Origin of the sequence: Anoxybacillus pushchinoensis, assembly GCF_900111795.1 — a bacterium.
GTDB classification, from domain to species: domain Bacteria; phylum Bacillota; class Bacilli; order Bacillales; family Anoxybacillaceae; genus Anoxybacillus; species Anoxybacillus pushchinoensis.
In genome coordinates this window covers 12254-29171 of the sequence record NZ_FOJQ01000003.1, presented here as the reverse complement: position 1 = coordinate 29171, position 16918 = coordinate 12254, and the positions used below count along the sequence as shown (strand labels likewise).

Here is a 16918-nt window from a genome sequence, read left to right as displayed (position 1 = left end):
TTTTTTTCGTTATGATAAACAATATAAACCGTAATGATTACGTTTTATGAAAGGAGAATGACAAATGAAAGTGCCTGTTACGGTATTGAGTGGATATTTAGGTTCAGGAAAAACAACGTTGCTTAACCATATTTTAAGCAATCGCGAAGGGTTAAAAATTGCTGTTATTGTGAATGACATGAGTGAAGTAAATATTGATACGGAATTAATTAAACAAGGTGGATTTTCACGTACAGAAGAAAGGCTTGTGCAAATTCAAAACGGCTGTATTTGTTGTACATTGCGGGAAGATTTAATGAAAGAAGTCGAGAAACTTGTTAAGACAGGAAACATAGATTATATTGTTATCGAATCATCCGGTATTAGCGAGCCTATTCCTGTCGCTCAAACGTTCACATATATGGATGAAGAGTTTGGAATCGATTTAACGTCAACATGTCGGTTAGATACGATGGTTACCGTCGTGGACGCAAATCGCTTCTGGCATGATTTTGCTTCTGGTGAAACGTTGTTAGATCGCAAGCAGGCGGTGGATGAAACAGATACACGTGAAGTTGTAGATTTATTAATTGACCAAATTGAGTTTGCAAACGTCATTATTTTAAATAAAGTCGACTGCATTTCTAAAGAAGATGCGGACGAATTGGAAGCCCTTTTGTGCAAATTGAATCCGGAAGCAAACATCATTCGTGCTACATATGGAAAAGTAGCGCTTCATCACATTTTAAACACACGTTTATTTGACTTTGAAAAAGCAAGCCAATCTGCTGGATGGATGAAAGAGCTAAATGAAGAACATACACCGGAAACAGAACAATACGGCATTTCTTCTTTCGTCTATCGCCGCCGTCGTCCATTCCATCCTGAGCGGCTTATGCATTGGCTTGAAAACTGGCCTGTTGAAATCGTTCGAGCGAAAGGTTTTTTCTGGCTTGCCTCGCGCAACAATATGTGCGGTCTTCTTTCACAAGCTGGTCCGTCCATTATGTTGCAAGGAGCAGGTGAGTGGATTGCTATGTACCCTCCGCATGAGCGCGAGCAAATGTTGCAAGAAGAACTTGAATTGCGTGCTAAATGGGACGAGACATATGGAGATCGTATGACAGAACTCGTGTTTATCGGCGTCGATATGGATGAAAAGGTCATCTCTTCCTCACTCGATACATGCCTGTTAACAGACGAAGAAATGAAAGAAGATTGGTCTACTTTTGTCGATCCACTTCCACCATTTACGGCTATTTCATAGTTTTCAAATCGTAACGATTACGATATAATAAAACAGGAACGGGAAAGATGTTATCTGTCTGATGAAAGGAAACATCTTTCTTTCTTAGAAGGAGGAGAATAATGAAGTTAAAAAACATTTTATCCATCGCACTTGCGAGTACATTAACATTGTTTGGATGTTCCAAACAAGAACAGATGGACGAATCGAAAAGTGAGGAAAAGAACGATCAGCTTATCGTTTATACAACGGTATATCCGCTTCAACATTTCGCACAACAAATTGGTGGCGAGCACGTTCAAGTCGAAAGCATATACCCTCCTGGTGTAGATGCACACACATATGAACCGACAGCAAAAACGATGCAACAAATTGCTGATGCGGACGCTTTTATCTACATCGGACAAGGGATGGAGGGATTTGTCGATCGGATCATTCAGACGCTACAAAATGAGAAAGTGGAGTTTGTCGAAGCGACGAAAGGGATGGAACTACTTCCAACAAATCATAGCCATGAAGATGAACACACTCATGAAGATGAACATGCCCATGAAGATGAACATGCCCATGAAGATGAACATACCTATGAAGATGAACATACCTATGAAGATGAGCACCATCATGGCGATGTAGATCCGCACGTCTGGCTCGATCCGATCTATTCCATTCAAATGGCTGAGACGATTAAACAAACATTTATCCAGCTAAAGCCTGAAGCAAAAGAAAATTTTGAGCAAAACTTTACTTCGCTAAAACAACAGCTCGAACAGCTCGATGGTGAGTTCCAGCAATTAATGAAGGAAGCGAAAAGAAATGATATTCTTGTCGCTCATGCGGCATACGGCTATTGGGAAAAACGATACGGCATCAAGCAAATAAGTGTAACAGGATTGTCACCAACAAATGAACCATCGCAAAAGCAGCTCGCTTCAATCATTCAAACCGCAAAAGACAACAACATACGTTACATTTTCTTTGAGCAAAATGTCACTTCTAAAATTGCTGAAGTTGTCAAAAATGAAATTGGAGCAGACGTGCTTATTCTTCATAACCTAGAAGCACGTACAAACGATGATATAAAAAATAACAAAGATTACTTTACGATTATGAATGAAAACATATTAGCATTAAAAAAAGCATTGCAATAAGCGACCACGACGGTCGCTTTATTTTTTTGTATATTTTTTCCCTTTTCACATCAAACTATGAAACGACATTGTATGGAAAGGGATGAACATTTCGGTATGGACCACGTATTAACAGCAAGAACGTTGTTTGGAACTACAATGGCGTTTCATATTATTTTCGCAACGCTGGGCGTCGGCATTCCACTTATGATTTTACTTGCGGAACTCACGTATCAAAAAACGAAAGATAACGACTATGCTCTTATGGCTAATCGCTGGACAAAAGCGCTCGCCATTTTGCTTGGTGTAGCCATTCCATCCGGTACGATTGCAGGAGTGCAGCTCTCCCTTCTATGGCCAGGTTTTATGGAAGTAATCGGAAAAATTAATGGCGCTTCCTTTATTTTTGGCGTCTGTTTATGAAAGATCATCGTTATTTAGCAAATGATGAAAAATAATGATTGCAAATGTTGAAATTTTCCGCTATAGTTTTAAACGTAAACGTTTTTCATACAACATATTGTGATATACAAACAATATAATAACTATATATTGTAATTGTAACCGACAAGCAAAGGTGTCCGAACGGACTTAATAGGGAATCTGGTGCGAATCCAGAACTGTCCCCGCAACTGTGTGCGCAGACGAAATGGAAACAACACCACTGTATATGTCAGCTTTTGTGGCGCATATATGGGAAGGAATCCAAAGTAGGATGAAGCGCGAGTCAGGAGACCTGCCTTGCTTGTACCGTTTCATATTCTTCGGGGATTGAGAAGATGAAACGATGGTGAAAGCATGCCTTTTTCCATCGTTTCATCCGCTCAACAAAAGCGGATGTTTTTTATTTTATAAGGGGAAGGGATTTTACATGATGCACATAAAAGAACGAACTGAAGTAAATGAAGAAACGATTCGCACGCTATTGTCTCATATTTTCAAAGACTTTCCACACTTATCAAGTGAGCGGTACATCGAGCGTACCGTGCGTGCACTTGCGCACACACGAAAATACGACGACATGATGAACAAACTCATTTTAAATGCACTTGATGAAATCACCGTCGAACAACCAGATTGGACATTTGTAGCGGCTCGCCTCTATTTACAACAACTATACGATGAAGCAGCTACAAACCGCGGCTACAATGTATCCGAAACATACCGCTACTTTTATGAATTGCAAACAACGCTCTGCGATTTTGGCATTTACGATTCGTTTTTACTTGAGCAATATACGAAAAAAGAGTTACAAGAAGCGAGCGCATGGATCGATCCGAAAAAAGATGAAAGATTTACATATATCGGCTTAAAAACATTAGTTGATCGTTATTTAGCCAAGGGCTACAATGGCGAGATTTACGAATTGCCACAAGAGCGATTCTTAACAATTGCGCTAACACTCATGGCTAACGAAAAGAAAGAAAAGCGCATGGAGCTTGTAAAAGAAGCGTATTGGGCGCTATCTAATCAATATATGACAGTAGCGACACCAACGTATGCAAACGCAGGTAAATCTTACGGTCAATTATCGAGTTGTTTCATTGATACAGTCGACGATAGCTTAATCGGCATTTACGAATCGAATACAGACGTTGCACGCCTATCTAAAGGCGGCGGCGGAATTGGTGTATATTTAGGGAAAATTCGTGCAAGAAATTCTGATATTAAAGGATTTAAAGGCGTATCATCAGGTGTCATTCCGTGGATGCGGCAATTAAATAATACAGCGGTATCCGTAGACCAATTAGGAACACGTCAAGGTTCGATTGCCGTCTATTTAGACGTTTGGCATAAAGACATTTTCTCCTTTTTAGATGCGAAGCTGAACAATGGCGATGAGCGACAAAAATGCCATGACTTATTTTACGGCGTATGCATTCCTGATTTATTCATGGAACAAGTCGAAAAACGTGGGGATTGGTATTTATTCGACCCGCATGAAGTGAAACAAGTGATGGGTTGGAAAGACAAAGGCGGAAACCCATTAGGACTTGAAGATTTTTACGATGAACAACGTGGTTCAGGCTCATTCCGAGAAAAATACGAAGAATGTGTCAACCATCCTGATTTAAGTAAAGAGCGTGTACCTGCCATTGAAATTATGAAACGTATCATGAAATCACAATTAGAAACAGGAACACCGTATATGTTTTATCGCGACGAAGCGAATCGCATGAACCCAAATAAACATGCAGGAATGATTTATTCGTCTAATTTGTGCACCGAAATTATGCAAAATATGTCAGCTACTACAGTAACAAAAGAATACACACAAGATGGAGAAATTATTGTCCATAAAAAACCGGGCGACTTTGTCGTATGTAACTTATCAAGCATTCATTTAGCTCGTGCGGTACAAGACGATGTATTAGAGCGGTTGATTCCTATTCAAGTTCGCATGTTAGATAACGTCATCGACTTAAACGAAAACCGTATCGAAGTGTTACAGGCGGTCATAACGAACAAAAAATATCGAGCAATTGGTCTAGGAGCGTTCTCATGGCATCATTTATTAGCGTTAAAAGGTATGAAGTGGAATAGTGAAGAAAGCGTTCAATTTGCCGATAAATTATTTGAGAAAATCGCTTATCTCACAATTAAAGCGAGCATGGAATTAGCGAAAGAAAAAGGAGCGTATCCTGCTTTTGAGGGTTCGGATTGGCATACAGGCGCATACTTTGAACTTCGTGGTTACACATCACATGATGATTTAGATTGGGACGATTTAAAACAACAAGTCATGAAGCACGGTGTACGAAACGGCTATTTAATGGCACCCGCACCGAATGCTTCGACTTCCGTTTTAGCAAACGGAACAGCGTCATGCGACCCTGTATTTAACCGTTTATATTTTGAAGAAAAGAAGAATTATAAAATTCCGGTGACCGTACCTGATTTATGCGCCAAAACGTATTGGTATTACGATAACGCTTACGAAGTGGATCAAAAAATGAGCATTCGTCAAAATGCAGCGCGACAAAAACATGTCGATCAGTCTTTAAGCTTTAATTTATATGTATACAACACAATTAAAGCAAAAGATCTTCTTGACTTGCACTTAACCGCATGGAAAGAACGATTGAAATCGACATATTACGTTCGTAGCACAGCAGTAACAATTGAAGAATGCGACGTTTGCTCATCATAAGGGAGAGAAACAAATGAACGTTCTTATTTGTTATACATCAAAAACTGGTAACACAAAAGAAGTTGCCCTTTTGATTGAACAAGCTTTTCTATCGTACGGACATGCTGTAAAAACAATCGATGTCCAACACGCATTTGCAATCGAGTCGCTCATCCGTGAAACACACCTTCTTTTATTCGGTTCATATACGTGGGGGAATGGACAACTTCCAGATGAGATGAGAAAACTGTTACGTTTTCTCATTAAAGAACGAAAACTTCCTTTGCCCCCTGTGGCGCTGTTTGGCACAGGAGATCAAATGTGGACGTACTATTGCCGGGCTGTCGATGAAATGGCGTACCATTTACAAAAAGTTACATCGGTACTTGGTACGCTAAAAATCGAGCAATCGCCGCGCGGTCACCAAAAACATTTGCCAGCTATTTTCGTACAACAACTATTGCAGGAGGTCGAACGTTTTGTTATTGACGAAAGTGAAATTGTTGGAACCGTCGCATCCAAATAAAGCAACAAGCATTATAAATGGAAAAGCAAGCGGCATTTTAAATTGGAACGATATTAAATATAATCATTTTTATGATATATACAAAATGTTACTTGGAAACTTTTGGACGCCATTTGAAATTAACATGTCTGATGACATTAAACAATGGCGTCATTTAAGCGAACGTGAACGTGATGCATTTTTACACATTATCGGTTTGCTCTCCATTCTAGATTCCGTTCAGCCGAACTTTATTGGAGCAATGAAAGAATACATTACAGATCCGAGCGTAAAAGCTATTTTTTCCATTATTGAACAACAGGAAGTCGTTCATAACCAATCTTATTCTTACGTTCTTGCTTCTATAGAAAAGTTGTCTGAGCAACATCGCGCCTTTGAAATGGCGCGCACGAACCCACATATTTATAAACGAAATGAACATGTCATCCGCGTATATGAAGCATTTCGTGAACAACCAACTGTTGAAACGTTTTGTCAGGCTCTTGTCGCTTCACTCGTGTTAGAAGGGATTAATTTTTACTCCGGTTTCGCCTTTTTCTATAACTTGGCTAGAAATGAAAAAATGTTAAAAACATCTACAATGATTAGCTATATCAACAAAGATGAACTATGCCATAGCTACTTTATTTCTCAACTTGTTCGCGCTGTATTATGGGAAAATCGACATATTGATGAAGATGGATCATTTTCTGCATGGATATATGATTACATCGATGAAGCGATCCGTTATGAAGTAGAATGGTCGCGCTTCGTGTTACGCGATATAGATGGGATTGATGTAGTAGAGATGGAAAAATATATCGAATATCTTGGAAATAAACGGCTACGTATGCTTGGGCTAGATGACCGATACGATGCTGATGAAAATTGTATGCCATGGATTCGCGTGTTTAGCGACGAAAATGTAAACTTAGGAAAGACTGACTTTTTTGAAGCGCGCCCACGGTCATACACAAAAACAACAGATATAAACGGATTTGATGAATTATAAAAAACCGGGTAGTCGCCCGGTTTTTTATAATAAGTGTGTAAAAGATGCTTCGTTTTTCAATACGACGTGAAATAAACGATTTTTCATGACGTAATACATTCGCACTGCTCTCGGTTTTTGTCCGAACCGTTCTTCAAATTGGCGACATACGTGCAATGATGGGGTGCAATCAAAAATGAAAACATTCATACATGATGGGACAACGCATGTTTCAGACGTACAAGATGCAGTTATAAATGCTACACGTTCGTCAAATATATGAACAAATGACCGATCATGAGCAACGAAACGAAGCAAATAGTCAGTCATTTGCGCAATCGTTTTATAATATGTAACGGGAGAGTCAAAAGAAGCGATTGAAAACGATGATGTTGCCCGTTCAATCCCTTTTAGCAACGTAAGCGATGAACGATGAGATGGAGATATATTGTAATGATAAGCTAGCACGTCATTTAAAAACGATTGCCACAATGTCATCTCCCCCTTAGTTCATCCCCCATTTGTTGAATAACCGTTTGGATCGAGCTCCATGAACGCTTCACAAAATAAATCGGCTTATGCTGATCTTTCGCTTTTTGTTTAATGACTTTCGCTAAATTATGGTTAATATAATCAGTCATAACGAATACGATATCAACGTGCTCCGGAATTTGTCGCTTCACCATATTCACTTTTCTTCCATCTAAATGAATAATTTCCTTGAACCCTGAGCTTTTTAATTTATCAGTAATGTTTCCTAAATGATCAGCTCCAACAACTAATAACGATGACATCTCATTCCCTCCGACTTTTTGTTTTATACTGCACAACTACATTCTAATTGAGAATGATTATCTATGTCAATATTTAATGATAAAAATTCTCACTATTTTTGCTCGTTTTTTCATGTTATGCCTTGTGAATCTTTTGTCAACACTAACATCAGCATATCGAAAGGAGGGAATGGTCATGGCAAAAGATGTACTTTGTGAAGTACAAAATTGTCAGTTTTGGTCGCAAGACAATCGATGTAGTGCAGACGCCATTTACATCGTAAGCCATGCTGGCTCCATAGCGACGAGCTCAACAGAAACGGACTGTAAAACATTCCAACCGAACGAGTGAAAATAACCTCCTTGCCCATCGCAAGGAGGTTTCTCTTTTTCACGTTAATCATAGTAAATAGACACATTTTTTTAAATTATCGTCACACCTTTGCAACATTTCCCTCACTTCTTTCTCACTTGTTGCGGTTACTCTTATACATATAAAAATATTTAACGTCTTGGAGGGAGATAGATGAGCGACGTCCTTTTGCTTAGCCGTTTTCAATTTGCCATTACAGTTTTTTATCATTTTTTGTTCGTTCCATTAACGATTGGACTTATTGTTTTAATTGCATGGATGGAAACACAACATGTACGAACAAAAAATCCACTTTATCGGCAAATGGCAGACTTTTGGGGGAAACTATTTGCAATTAACTTCGTTCTCGGGGTTGTCACAGGCATTACAATGGAATTTCAATTCGGCACAAACTGGTCAGAGTATTCAAAATATATGGGGGATATTTTCGGCTCTCCGCTCGCTATTGAAGCGCTCGTTGCCTTCTTTTTAGAATCGACATTTATGGGGATTTGGCTATTTGGGAAGGACAAAATTTCTCCAAAGCTTCGTGCGTTCTCGATTTGGATGGTTGCGCTCGGTACAAACATTTCAGCACTTTGGATTATTACAGCAAACGGGTTTATGCAAAATCCGGTCGGGTATATTGAGAGAAACGGTCGCATCGAACTACAAAACTTTTGGGAAGTTGTGACGAATCCATATGCTTGGCATATGTTTGTGCACACAATCGTTAGCTGTTATATTGTTGGAGCGTTTTTTGTGATGGCTGTTAGCGCATGGCATTTGTTGCGTAAGCAGCATGTCGTATTTTTCGAAAAATCGTTTAAGTATGCACTTATTCTAGGTCTTATCGCGACAACAGCAACACCATTTATCGGTCATAAATCAGCATCGTTTGCGGCAAAGATGCAGCCTGCTAAAGGAGCAGCACTAGAAGCTGTTTGGGAAACGAAAGAGGGGTTACCTTTTCATATTATTCAAATTCCGGATCCAAAAAACGAACGAAATATCGTTGAATTTTTAACGATTCCGAAGCTCGGAAGTTACTTTTATACGCATTCGTTTGATGGAAAAGTCGTTGGATTTGATCAAATTCCGAAAGACGAACGACCGAACGTCAATATTGTGTTTTACTCATTTCGATTAATGGTCGCACTCGGACTATATTTCGTCGCTTTATGTTGGTATGGGTTTTACTTGTATCGTAAAAATAAATTAATTGAATCAAAACGCTTCTTAAAGGTAGTCATGTATTCCGTTTTGTTACCGTACGTTGCGATTAATGCTGGATGGGTCGTTGCGGAAGTCGGTCGCCAACCGTGGACTGTTTATGGTCTCATGCGTACAGCTGAGGCAGTATCGCCAATCTCGCTCTCACAAATCCTTTTCTCGCTCGTCAGCTTAGTCGTGTTTTATACGATTTTGCTTATTGCTGACGTGTACTTAATGTTGAAATATGCGAAAAAAGGACCGTATGCATCCACAGCTACGAAAGGTGGGGAAGTTCAACATGTCTCATGAAACAGTTGCGATCATTTGGTTCGGCTTGTGGGGGCTGATTTGGACAGTTTACTTTGTTTTAGATGGATATACACTCGGTACAGGAATGTTATTCCCGTTTTTAGCGAAAAACCGTCAAGAAAGAAATCAGCTTCAAGAAGCCGTTGGACCTTTTTGGGGCGGAAACGAAGTATGGTTAATTACAGCAGGTGGGGCGACATTCGCCGCGTTTCCAGCCGTTTATGCAGACTTATTTAGCTTCTTGTACACACCAATGATGCTTATTTTATTCGCTCTCTTTTTCCGAGCAGCAGGATTAGAATTTATGCATAAAGACGAGTCGAAACGTTGGCAAACAAGTTGGAAGTGGGCATTTACAATTAGTAGTGTTGCCTTAGCACTTTTATTTGGCGTCGCCTTTGCTAATTTATTTTACGGTTTAAAAATCGGACCTTCGGGGTATGAAGGAACATTTCTCGGCTTGTTACATCCATATGGGCTATTAGGTGGATTGTTGTTCACAAGCTTATTCATTGTATCTGGCGCTTTATGGATTATGATTAAAACTGTTGGTGATGTGGCACAACGAGCATATCAAATTGCACGGCCAGCTTCTGTTGTCGCTGCTGTCGTACTATCTCTTTTCTTTGTTGCGACAAGCAATCGGACAACACTATTTGATAACTTTACGAAAGCTCCGATTCTTTGGATCGTACCTGCCCTTACTTTCGTATGTGCGTTGCTTATGTTATTGTTCGTATGGCAAAAACGAATCGGGCTTGCATTTGCAAACATTTGCTTAACTATTTTCACACTTATGGCAACAGGCTTTATCGGTATGTTCCCAAACATGCTTCCTTCGCGCATCGATGAGAAATATAGCACAACACTTTTTGAAGCAGCGGGAAGCGAACTAAACTTAAAAATTATGCTCGGTGTTGCGATCGTTATGGTTCCTATCATCATTAGTTACCAACTTTGGAGCTACAAGTTGTTCAAAGAAAAAATTACGAAAGAAACAGCAAAAGGATATCAATAAAGGAGGCACCCCTGCCTCCTTTATTGTTTCACCCACTTTTTTAGCTCATGACGCATCAGCTTGTTCGCAGCGTTGCGCGGCAAATGATCAACAACTTGAATTCGTTTTGGCACTTTATATTTTGCGAGTTTATTCATACAAAATTGCTTTAATTTCTCTTCTGTTATGTGTTCATCATTTAACACAACGAACGCATATGGCACTTGTCCCCATGTTTCATCTGCTACACCGACCACTCCCGCTTCTTTGACAACTTCATGTTGCAAAAGTACGGATTCAATTTCAGCTGGATATACGTTTTCACCACCGGAAATAATTAAATCCGAGCGACGATCGAGCACATATAAAAATCCCTCTTCATCAATATATCCGATGTCCCCGGTATATAACCAACCGTCTTTTAAAACAGCGGCCGTCGCCTGCTCATTTCGCCAATATCCTTTCATCACGCTCGGGCCTTTGACAACAATTTCTCCCGCTTCATTTGCATGCATAATTTCCCCGTCTTTTTCAATCCGAATGTTCATATGAAAAAGCGGCTTTCCTGCTGAACCATGCTTATGGCGCGCCTCCGGGGATAATGTAGCAACTTGGGAAGCTGTCTCCGTCATTCCGTACGTTTGATATACAGGTATATTCAAACGATCACACCTTTGCAATAAAGACTCCGGCACTGGACCGCCACCGATGAGCATGCAACGAAAAGACGAAGGATACGGCTGTTTCAATTCCTTAACCATTTGTTGTACCATTGTACTCACAGCGGACATGATCGTTATGTTCCGTTGAGCAATGAACTCGTTCGCGCGCTTTGCATCAAACGAAGACATGATGTACACTCCAATTCCATAAATCACGCTACGCATTAAAATGGACAAACCGCTAACATGAAAAAAAGGAACTGCTGCAAGCCAGCAATCATCTTCACGCAATCCGAGGTTAAGGACAGAACCGATCGCACTCCACCAATGATTCCCATACGTCTGCATGACACCTTTCGGCTTCCCTGTTGTTCCTGATGTATACATAATCGTTGCCACATCGTCAAAATTGTACATCGTTTGCCATTGTCCATCTCGTTCATCCATATGAACAAACTCATTCCATATGACCGCTCGTTCATCAGGAAACGATTCATCACAAATAACGAAACGGGCTCCGCTATGTTCAAGTTGCCACCTTACTTCCTCAACTGACAACCGAACATTTTGCAATAAAGCAATAGCTCCAATATATTGAATGGCGTGAATAATTTCAACCATGTGCACACTATTTTTCATTAAAACAGCTACAACGTCACCTTTTTTTACACCGAGATACGCGAGTTGCCGCGCCCGTTTTACCGCTCGTTCATGAAGTTCCGCAAATGAAATCGATTGTGTGTCGTCGTATAGCGCTACACGATTCGGAGTTAAATGTGCACGTTGACGTAACCAATTTGGAATCATCTTCACACCACCTTCAAAAAAACAGCTTGATGCGCACACATCAAGCTGCTGTCGTGTTTACGGAAAACGCGGGAACTGCTTGAAGTCCGGTTTTCTCTTTTCTTTAAACGCATCGCGTCCTTCCTTAGCTTCATCCGTTGTATAGTAAAGAAGCGTTGCATCTCCAGCAAGTTGTTGAATACCTGCAAGTCCATCTGTATCGGCATTAAATGCAGCCTTTAAGAAACGAATCGCTGTCGGGCTCTTTTCTAAAATCTCCTCCGCCCATTTCACCGTTTCTTCTTCAAGTTGCTCAAGCGGAACAACTTTGTTGACTAATCCCATTTCCAACGCCTCTTGAGCATTGTATTGGCGGCATAAATACCAAATTTCACGCGCTTTTTTATGGCCGACAATACGTGCTAAATAACCAGCCCCATACCCGCCATCAAAGCTTCCAACTTTCGGCCCTGTTTGTCCGAAGATCGCGTTATCTGCTGCAATCGTTAAGTCACACACGACATGTAGCACATGACCTCCACCAATTGCATAACCAGCGACCATCGCAATGACTGGTTTTGGAATAACGCGAATTAAACGTTGCAAGTCCAGCACGTTTAAGCGTGGAATTTGATCGTCGCCAACATATCCCCCATGCCCACGCACTTTTTGATCACCGCCAGAGCAAAACGCTTTGCCACCTGCTCCCGTCAAAATAATCACACCAATATTCGAGTCGTCACGGGCATAAGCAAATGCATCAATTAACTCCATGACCGTTTTCGGGCGAAACGCATTATGTACTTCTGGGCGATTAATTGTAATTTTCGCAATGCCGTTATACGTTTCATATAAAATATCTTCATATTCCCTCTCTTTTATCCATTCAATCGCCATACAACAAGCCTCCTCTTAACACAAATTGTTGAACAAGTGTACAAAACCGTTCACGCTGTTCAATATGCACAACATGCCCAACATGCGGAACGGTAATGAGCGTTCCGTTTGGTAATAATTGTACCATTTCTGACGCGATTCGACAAAACTTTTCATCATTTTCTCCACAAATCAACAATGTTGGCATTGTCAATTGGTGCAACGTGTCCCACCAAGAAGGTTGGGCTCCTGTTCCCATGCCACGTAAACTGTTCGCTAACCCGATCGCTTGATGCTGCAGACGTTCTTCACGCAATTGTTGTTGTACATCTAATGGAAGACGTTGGAGCGAAGAAAACAACGGGATGTTTTCCCATCGCTCAACAAACGACGCCACCCCATGTTTTTCAATAAACTGTGCTAATCGCTCATCTTCTTCGCGCCGCTTTATTCTCTCCTTTTCCGTCTTTAATCCTGGGGAGCTGCTTTCCAATATTAATGTTTGAACAAGATGCGGATAACGAACCGCAAATGTTAGCGCAAGCCTCCCACCCATGGAATAGCCTAAGACGTGAGCTTTTTTTATTTCCAATTGCTCAAGCAATGTAGCAATATGTTTCGCGACCGTTTCAATATGATATCGCTCGACAGAAGAAGGGGCATCTGTCCGTCCATGACCAACGATGTCGATCGCTATGCATTGCATATGCTCGCCCCATGCTTCAACAAACGGATGCCACGTGCGACAGCTGCCTGTAAAGCCGTGCAGCAATAAGAGCGGCTGCCCGCTTCCGTACATTTCTACATAATACGTTTGCCCATGAATGACAAACTTCATGCCCATTCCCCTTTATTCAACAAGTTGCACATTTCCTGGGAAACATCTTTCCACAATTTTTGATGGATTTTGACATTATATTCGCGTGACGAAGGGACTTCAATGACATTTAACGTCTCACGGGAAAATGCATTTGTTAACGCTTGACGGAAATGTTCCCACGTCTCTACCTTTTCATAATGCCCGTCATACATGTCGACAACATGGTGAAATGATAAATGCGTCGGCGTTCCAAATAACCGTTCAAAATGCTTTCGTTCATTCACCTGTGGCAAAAAGGAGAAAATGCCTCCACCGTTATTGTTTAATACGATGATTGTCGCATGTAGCTTTTGTAATTTAGCCGCAAGTAAACCATTTACATCGTGATAAAACGACAAGTCTCCAATGACTAGCACAAGCGGTTGGGCAACATAGCTTGCCCCGAGAGCGCTCGATACAACCCCATCAATTCCGTTTGCCCCACGATTGGCTAATAAGCGAATTCGTTTATTCGATGACATAAAAAATGTATCCGCATCGCGAATCGGCATGCTGTTTCCGACGAAAAGAGTCGCCCCATCAGGCAATAGTTCACATAATTCAATAAACACTCTTCCTTCGAACATAGCCTCTTCTTCTTTTGCTTGCAACAATATTCGCTTCGCTTGCTCATTCATTTTTTTCCATTCATTGACCCATTGTGACGAACGGTTCGCAGCAAAAGCACGTTCAGCTAATTGATAACAAAATTGCACTTCATTTGCCTCAACAAGCGTATGAAGTGATAATGTCGGATCTCGCCACTGTGCTGCTTCATCGACGACAATTTGTTTCGCTTGTTTATGATGTTGTAACCAAACGTAAAGCGATTTAGATACAGGCATTGCTCCGAAACGAATCACTACATCTGGAGCGAACCGTTTCATAAACGATTCACATTTTAACATCGCATCATACGATTCAATAATGAACCGCTTTTCATGTACACCTGTTCGCAAGGAAGAGAGCGGATCAGCTAAAATAGGATATTGCAATGCTTCAGCTAACTGAACAACCGCTTCAGAAAACCCTTCTACATGCAAATCTCCACATACAATTACCCCTTTTTCGACATTGTGCAGCTGTTCATACAATTCATCGATCATGTCTTCGCTCAGATGCTTACTTCCTTTGTAGACAGCACGAGCGGAAGAAGATGACGAAAATAATGGTTCGTTGATTTTAGGAACGAGCGGTTCGCGTAGCGGAACATTAATGTGAACCGGGCCTTTCGGAACAGATGATGCAACACATACTGCACGGGCAGCTACCATTTCCGCATAGCGAATCATCTGCTCACTCCCTTCTGGAAGAGCCATATCAACGAACCATTTTACATACGAACCGTACATATGCAGTTGATCAATCGCCTGTGGCGCTCCGACATCGCGCAGTTCATGAGGCCGATCAGCTGTAACAACGACAAGCGGAACACGGGCATAATATGCCTCAACGATTGCTGGGTAATAATTGGCCACTGCCGTTCCAGATGTGCAAACGAGAGCGACTGGCTTCCCAGAAACTTTCGCGATGCCTAATGCGAAAAAGGCAGCAGAACGCTCGTCAATATGGACGTGAATATTTAAAGCTGGATGTTCTGCCATAATCATCGCAAGAGGGGTAGAACGGGAACCTGGACTAACTACAACTTGCTGTATCCCCATATGAGCTAATTGCTCAACAAACGCTGCAACGTATACCGTCATGTCATTCATCTTCATTTCCCCTCCAACGCTAATAACATCGGCTTAAACTTTACATTCGTTTCCTCATACTCGCTACGCGGATTAGAGTGAGCAACAATACCACATCCAGCAAATAAATGCGCTTCATGATCATGAAGTAATGCCGATCGAATCGCCACCGCAAACTCTCCATTTCCTTTAGCATCAACCCAACCAATTGGAGCAGCATACCATCCGCGATCGAGCGGCTCAATCTCCCGAATCGTTTGTACTGCCTTTTCTTTTGGAAATCCTCCGAGCGCTGGTGTCGGATGTAGTCGTTCAACAAGTGAAAAAATAGAAACGTCATCGTGAACTTTCGCACGAACAGGTGTGTACAAATGTTGAATATGTCGCATTTTTAAGAGAACCGGCTCACTCGGAACGATGACTTCCGCACATACTTCGTTCATCGCACGTTCAATCATATCGACTACAAACGCATGCTCGTGACGATTTTTTTCATCTCTTAACAACCATCGACCAAGCTCTTCATCTTCCTTTATCGTATGCCCACGACGAATAGACCCTGCTAAACAAGCTGTCTCACATATATCTTCGTTCTTTTTAACAAGCTGTTCCGGTGATGCCCCGATGAAGCAAGGTGATCCGTTTTCAAATGCGAAAATATAGCTCATCGGCTGTTGTTCGCGCAACGAGCGCAACACATGGGCATAGTTTAGCCGCTCAGAAAAGGAAAGAACCAGTTCACGAGCTAAAACAACTTTTTCAATGACTCCATGCTGAATGAGACGCATTGCATGATGAACAGCATGAAGCCAATGATCACGCGCGACTTCCTCTTTTTTTACAACGTACGAGCCGCCCCATTTCCCTTCCTCGTGCTGTGCAAATAACGAATCTATCATATGCTCGATTTGTTCAAGGGATTCATGAACGACGTTAACTGTAAGCCACGTTTCATCTTGTTTCTTCGTCAACAAAAATGTAGGCACAACAAACTGAGCAGAAGGGAAGTTATCCCAATGTTCAGCTGATCGCTTCATCGGATCAAAAGCAAATCCACCAAACATAAGCGGTCCTTCACCTTGAATGAAAGCGCCTTCCACCATTTGTTTCCATGCATATTCCACTTCACGAAACCGCTCACTCGTCTTATTTTCGCTTTTTATGACGTACGCATGTCCAAGCCCAACAAACGTTTGTTCACGCAAACAATCTGACCAGTAAAAACGCTGACCGTGGAATAACTTTGCGCCAGCTTCAAAAAAGGTGAGTGGGTCGATTTGTTTTATTTTTACAGCGACACTAGCCATATGCCTTTTTTTGTTTAACGCATCACGCACTTGGTCAATAACTTTGCTTTGATATAAAGTAACCACCTTGTATCACGCCTATACTTAAACTTTTTATCCCTTTTCCATTA

Annotated in this window: 15 protein-coding genes, 1 pseudogene and 1 riboswitch; of the genes and pseudogenes, 9 read left to right on the top strand and 7 right to left on the bottom strand. The window is 41.2% G+C overall.

Annotated features, from left to right (window positions below):
* Positions 1 to 64: 64 nt before the first annotated feature.
* From BM213_RS01570 to BM213_RS01545, 6 genes and pseudogenes are all read left to right on the top strand, one after another.
* On the top strand, positions 65 to 1246 hold the full coding sequence (locus tag BM213_RS01570; RefSeq protein WP_091700210.1) for a GTP-binding protein: 1182 nt from the start codon (positions 65 to 67) through the stop codon (positions 1244 to 1246).
* A gap of 101 nt (positions 1247 to 1347) precedes the next feature.
* Positions 1348 to 2373: a metal ABC transporter substrate-binding protein gene (locus BM213_RS01565; RefSeq protein ID WP_091700208.1), complete on the top strand. Its 1026-nt coding sequence runs from the start codon at positions 1348 to 1350 to the stop codon at positions 2371 to 2373.
* Between the two features lie 96 nt (positions 2374 to 2469).
* Positions 2470 to 2754 (top strand): annotated as a pseudogene (locus BM213_RS01560) (cytochrome ubiquinol oxidase subunit I); the annotation flags it as partial.
* 156 nt (positions 2755 to 2910) lie between these two features.
* Positions 2911 to 3109: riboswitch (cobalamin riboswitch) on the top strand.
* A 114-nt stretch (positions 3110 to 3223) separates the two neighbouring features.
* Positions 3224 to 5503: a ribonucleoside-diphosphate reductase subunit alpha gene (locus BM213_RS01555; protein WP_091700332.1), complete on the top strand. Its 2280-nt coding sequence runs from the start codon at positions 3224 to 3226 to the stop codon at positions 5501 to 5503.
* A gap of 13 nt (positions 5504 to 5516) precedes the next feature.
* Positions 5517 to 6008: a flavodoxin domain-containing protein gene (locus BM213_RS01550; RefSeq protein WP_091700206.1), complete on the top strand. Its 492-nt coding sequence runs from the start codon at positions 5517 to 5519 to the stop codon at positions 6006 to 6008.
* Complete coding sequence (locus tag BM213_RS01545; protein WP_091700204.1) at positions 5962 to 6999, top strand: ribonucleotide-diphosphate reductase subunit beta; 1038 nt, start codon at positions 5962 to 5964, stop codon at positions 6997 to 6999. Before BM213_RS01550 ends, BM213_RS01545 begins: the two co-directional genes overlap by 47 nt.
* Positions 7000 to 7023: 24 nt before the next feature.
* On the opposite strand, the gene BM213_RS01540 is transcribed toward BM213_RS01545, so the two are convergent.
* Both BM213_RS01540 and BM213_RS01535 read right to left on the bottom strand, forming a co-directional pair.
* A complete protein-coding gene (locus BM213_RS01540; protein WP_208601849.1) occupies positions 7024 to 7476 on the bottom strand; it encodes a diverged REC-like domain-containing protein in 453 nt (150 codons plus the stop codon).
* Positions 7473 to 7772 (bottom strand): DUF2325 domain-containing protein, encoded by a 300-nt coding sequence (locus BM213_RS01535; protein WP_091700200.1) that lies wholly within the window; start codon positions 7770 to 7772, stop codon positions 7473 to 7475. The genes BM213_RS01540 and BM213_RS01535 overlap by 4 nt, the downstream gene beginning before the upstream one ends.
* A gap of 175 nt (positions 7773 to 7947) precedes the next feature.
* On the opposite strand from BM213_RS01535, the gene BM213_RS01530 reads away from it, so the two are divergent.
* The 3 genes from BM213_RS01530 to cydB all read left to right on the top strand — a co-directional run bounded on the left by BM213_RS01530 (position 7948) and on the right by cydB (position 10645).
* Positions 7948 to 8103, top strand: a complete 156-nt coding sequence (locus tag BM213_RS01530; RefSeq protein ID WP_091700198.1) for a DUF1540 domain-containing protein — start codon at positions 7948 to 7950, stop codon at positions 8101 to 8103.
* Between the two features lie 174 nt (positions 8104 to 8277).
* Entirely contained in the window at positions 8278 to 9627 is a 1350-nt protein-coding gene (locus BM213_RS01525; RefSeq protein WP_091700196.1) for a cytochrome ubiquinol oxidase subunit I, read from the top strand.
* Positions 9617 to 10645: a cytochrome d ubiquinol oxidase subunit II gene (cydB, locus tag BM213_RS01520; protein WP_091700194.1), complete on the top strand. Its 1029-nt coding sequence runs from the start codon at positions 9617 to 9619 to the stop codon at positions 10643 to 10645. The genes BM213_RS01525 and cydB overlap by 11 nt, the downstream gene beginning before the upstream one ends.
* Before the next feature lie 20 nt (positions 10646 to 10665).
* On the opposite strand, the gene BM213_RS01515 is transcribed toward cydB, so the two are convergent.
* From BM213_RS01515 to BM213_RS01495, 5 genes are read right to left on the bottom strand one after another with little or no spacing between them, the layout of a single operon-like run.
* Positions 10666 to 12093, bottom strand: coding sequence for an o-succinylbenzoate--CoA ligase (locus BM213_RS01515; protein WP_208601848.1), 1428 nt, complete (start codon positions 12091 to 12093; stop codon positions 10666 to 10668).
* Between the two features lie 57 nt (positions 12094 to 12150).
* Entirely contained in the window at positions 12151 to 12969 is an 819-nt protein-coding gene (menB, locus tag BM213_RS01510; protein ID WP_006320645.1) for a 1,4-dihydroxy-2-naphthoyl-CoA synthase, read from the bottom strand.
* Positions 12959 to 13786, bottom strand: coding sequence for a 2-succinyl-6-hydroxy-2,4-cyclohexadiene-1-carboxylate synthase (menH, locus tag BM213_RS01505; RefSeq protein WP_091700190.1), 828 nt, complete (start codon positions 13784 to 13786; stop codon positions 12959 to 12961). Before menH ends, menB begins: the two co-directional genes overlap by 11 nt.
* Positions 13783 to 15522 carry a 2-succinyl-5-enolpyruvyl-6-hydroxy-3-cyclohexene-1-carboxylic-acid synthase gene (gene menD, locus BM213_RS01500; protein WP_091700188.1) on the bottom strand — a complete coding sequence of 580 codons (1740 nt, stop codon included), beginning with the start codon at positions 15520 to 15522 and terminating at the stop codon, positions 13783 to 13785. The genes menH and menD overlap by 4 nt, the downstream gene beginning before the upstream one ends.
* Positions 15523 to 15524: 2 nt before the next feature.
* Positions 15525 to 16874 (bottom strand): isochorismate synthase, encoded by a 1350-nt coding sequence (locus BM213_RS01495; RefSeq protein WP_091700186.1) that lies wholly within the window; start codon positions 16872 to 16874, stop codon positions 15525 to 15527.
* Between the last annotated feature and the right edge of the window lie 44 nt (positions 16875 to 16918).

Bases quoted from the DNA above. Each gene is read 5' to 3' on its own strand.
- BM213_RS01570 (WP_091700210.1), top strand. From the start codon at position 65: ATGAAAGTGCCTGTTACGGTATTGAGTGGATATTTAGGTTCAGGAAAA.
- BM213_RS01565 (WP_091700208.1), top strand. From the start codon at position 1,348: ATGAAGTTAAAAAACATTTTATCCATCGCACTTGCGAGTACATTAACA.
- BM213_RS01555 (WP_091700332.1), top strand. From the start codon at position 3,224: ATGATGCACATAAAAGAACGAACTGAAGTAAATGAAGAAACGATTCGC.
- BM213_RS01550 (WP_091700206.1), top strand. From the start codon at position 5,517: ATGAACGTTCTTATTTGTTATACATCAAAAACTGGTAACACAAAAGAA.
- BM213_RS01540 (WP_208601849.1), bottom strand. From the start codon at position 7,476: ATGACATTGTGGCAATCGTTTTTAAATGACGTGCTAGCTTATCATTAC.
- BM213_RS01535 (WP_091700200.1), bottom strand. From the start codon at position 7,772: ATGTCATCGTTATTAGTTGTTGGAGCTGATCATTTAGGAAACATTACT.
- BM213_RS01530 (WP_091700198.1), top strand. From the start codon at position 7,948: ATGGCAAAAGATGTACTTTGTGAAGTACAAAATTGTCAGTTTTGGTCG.
- BM213_RS01525 (WP_091700196.1), top strand. From the start codon at position 8,278: ATGAGCGACGTCCTTTTGCTTAGCCGTTTTCAATTTGCCATTACAGTT.
- cydB (WP_091700194.1), top strand. From the start codon at position 9,617: ATGTCTCATGAAACAGTTGCGATCATTTGGTTCGGCTTGTGGGGGCTG.
- BM213_RS01515 (WP_208601848.1), bottom strand. From the start codon at position 12,093: ATGATTCCAAATTGGTTACGTCAACGTGCACATTTAACTCCGAATCGT.
- menB (WP_006320645.1), bottom strand. From the start codon at position 12,969: ATGGCGATTGAATGGATAAAAGAGAGGGAATATGAAGATATTTTATAT.
- menH (WP_091700190.1), bottom strand. From the start codon at position 13,786: ATGAAGTTTGTCATTCATGGGCAAACGTATTATGTAGAAATGTACGGA.
- menD (WP_091700188.1), bottom strand. From the start codon at position 15,522: ATGAATGACATGACGGTATACGTTGCAGCGTTTGTTGAGCAATTAGCT.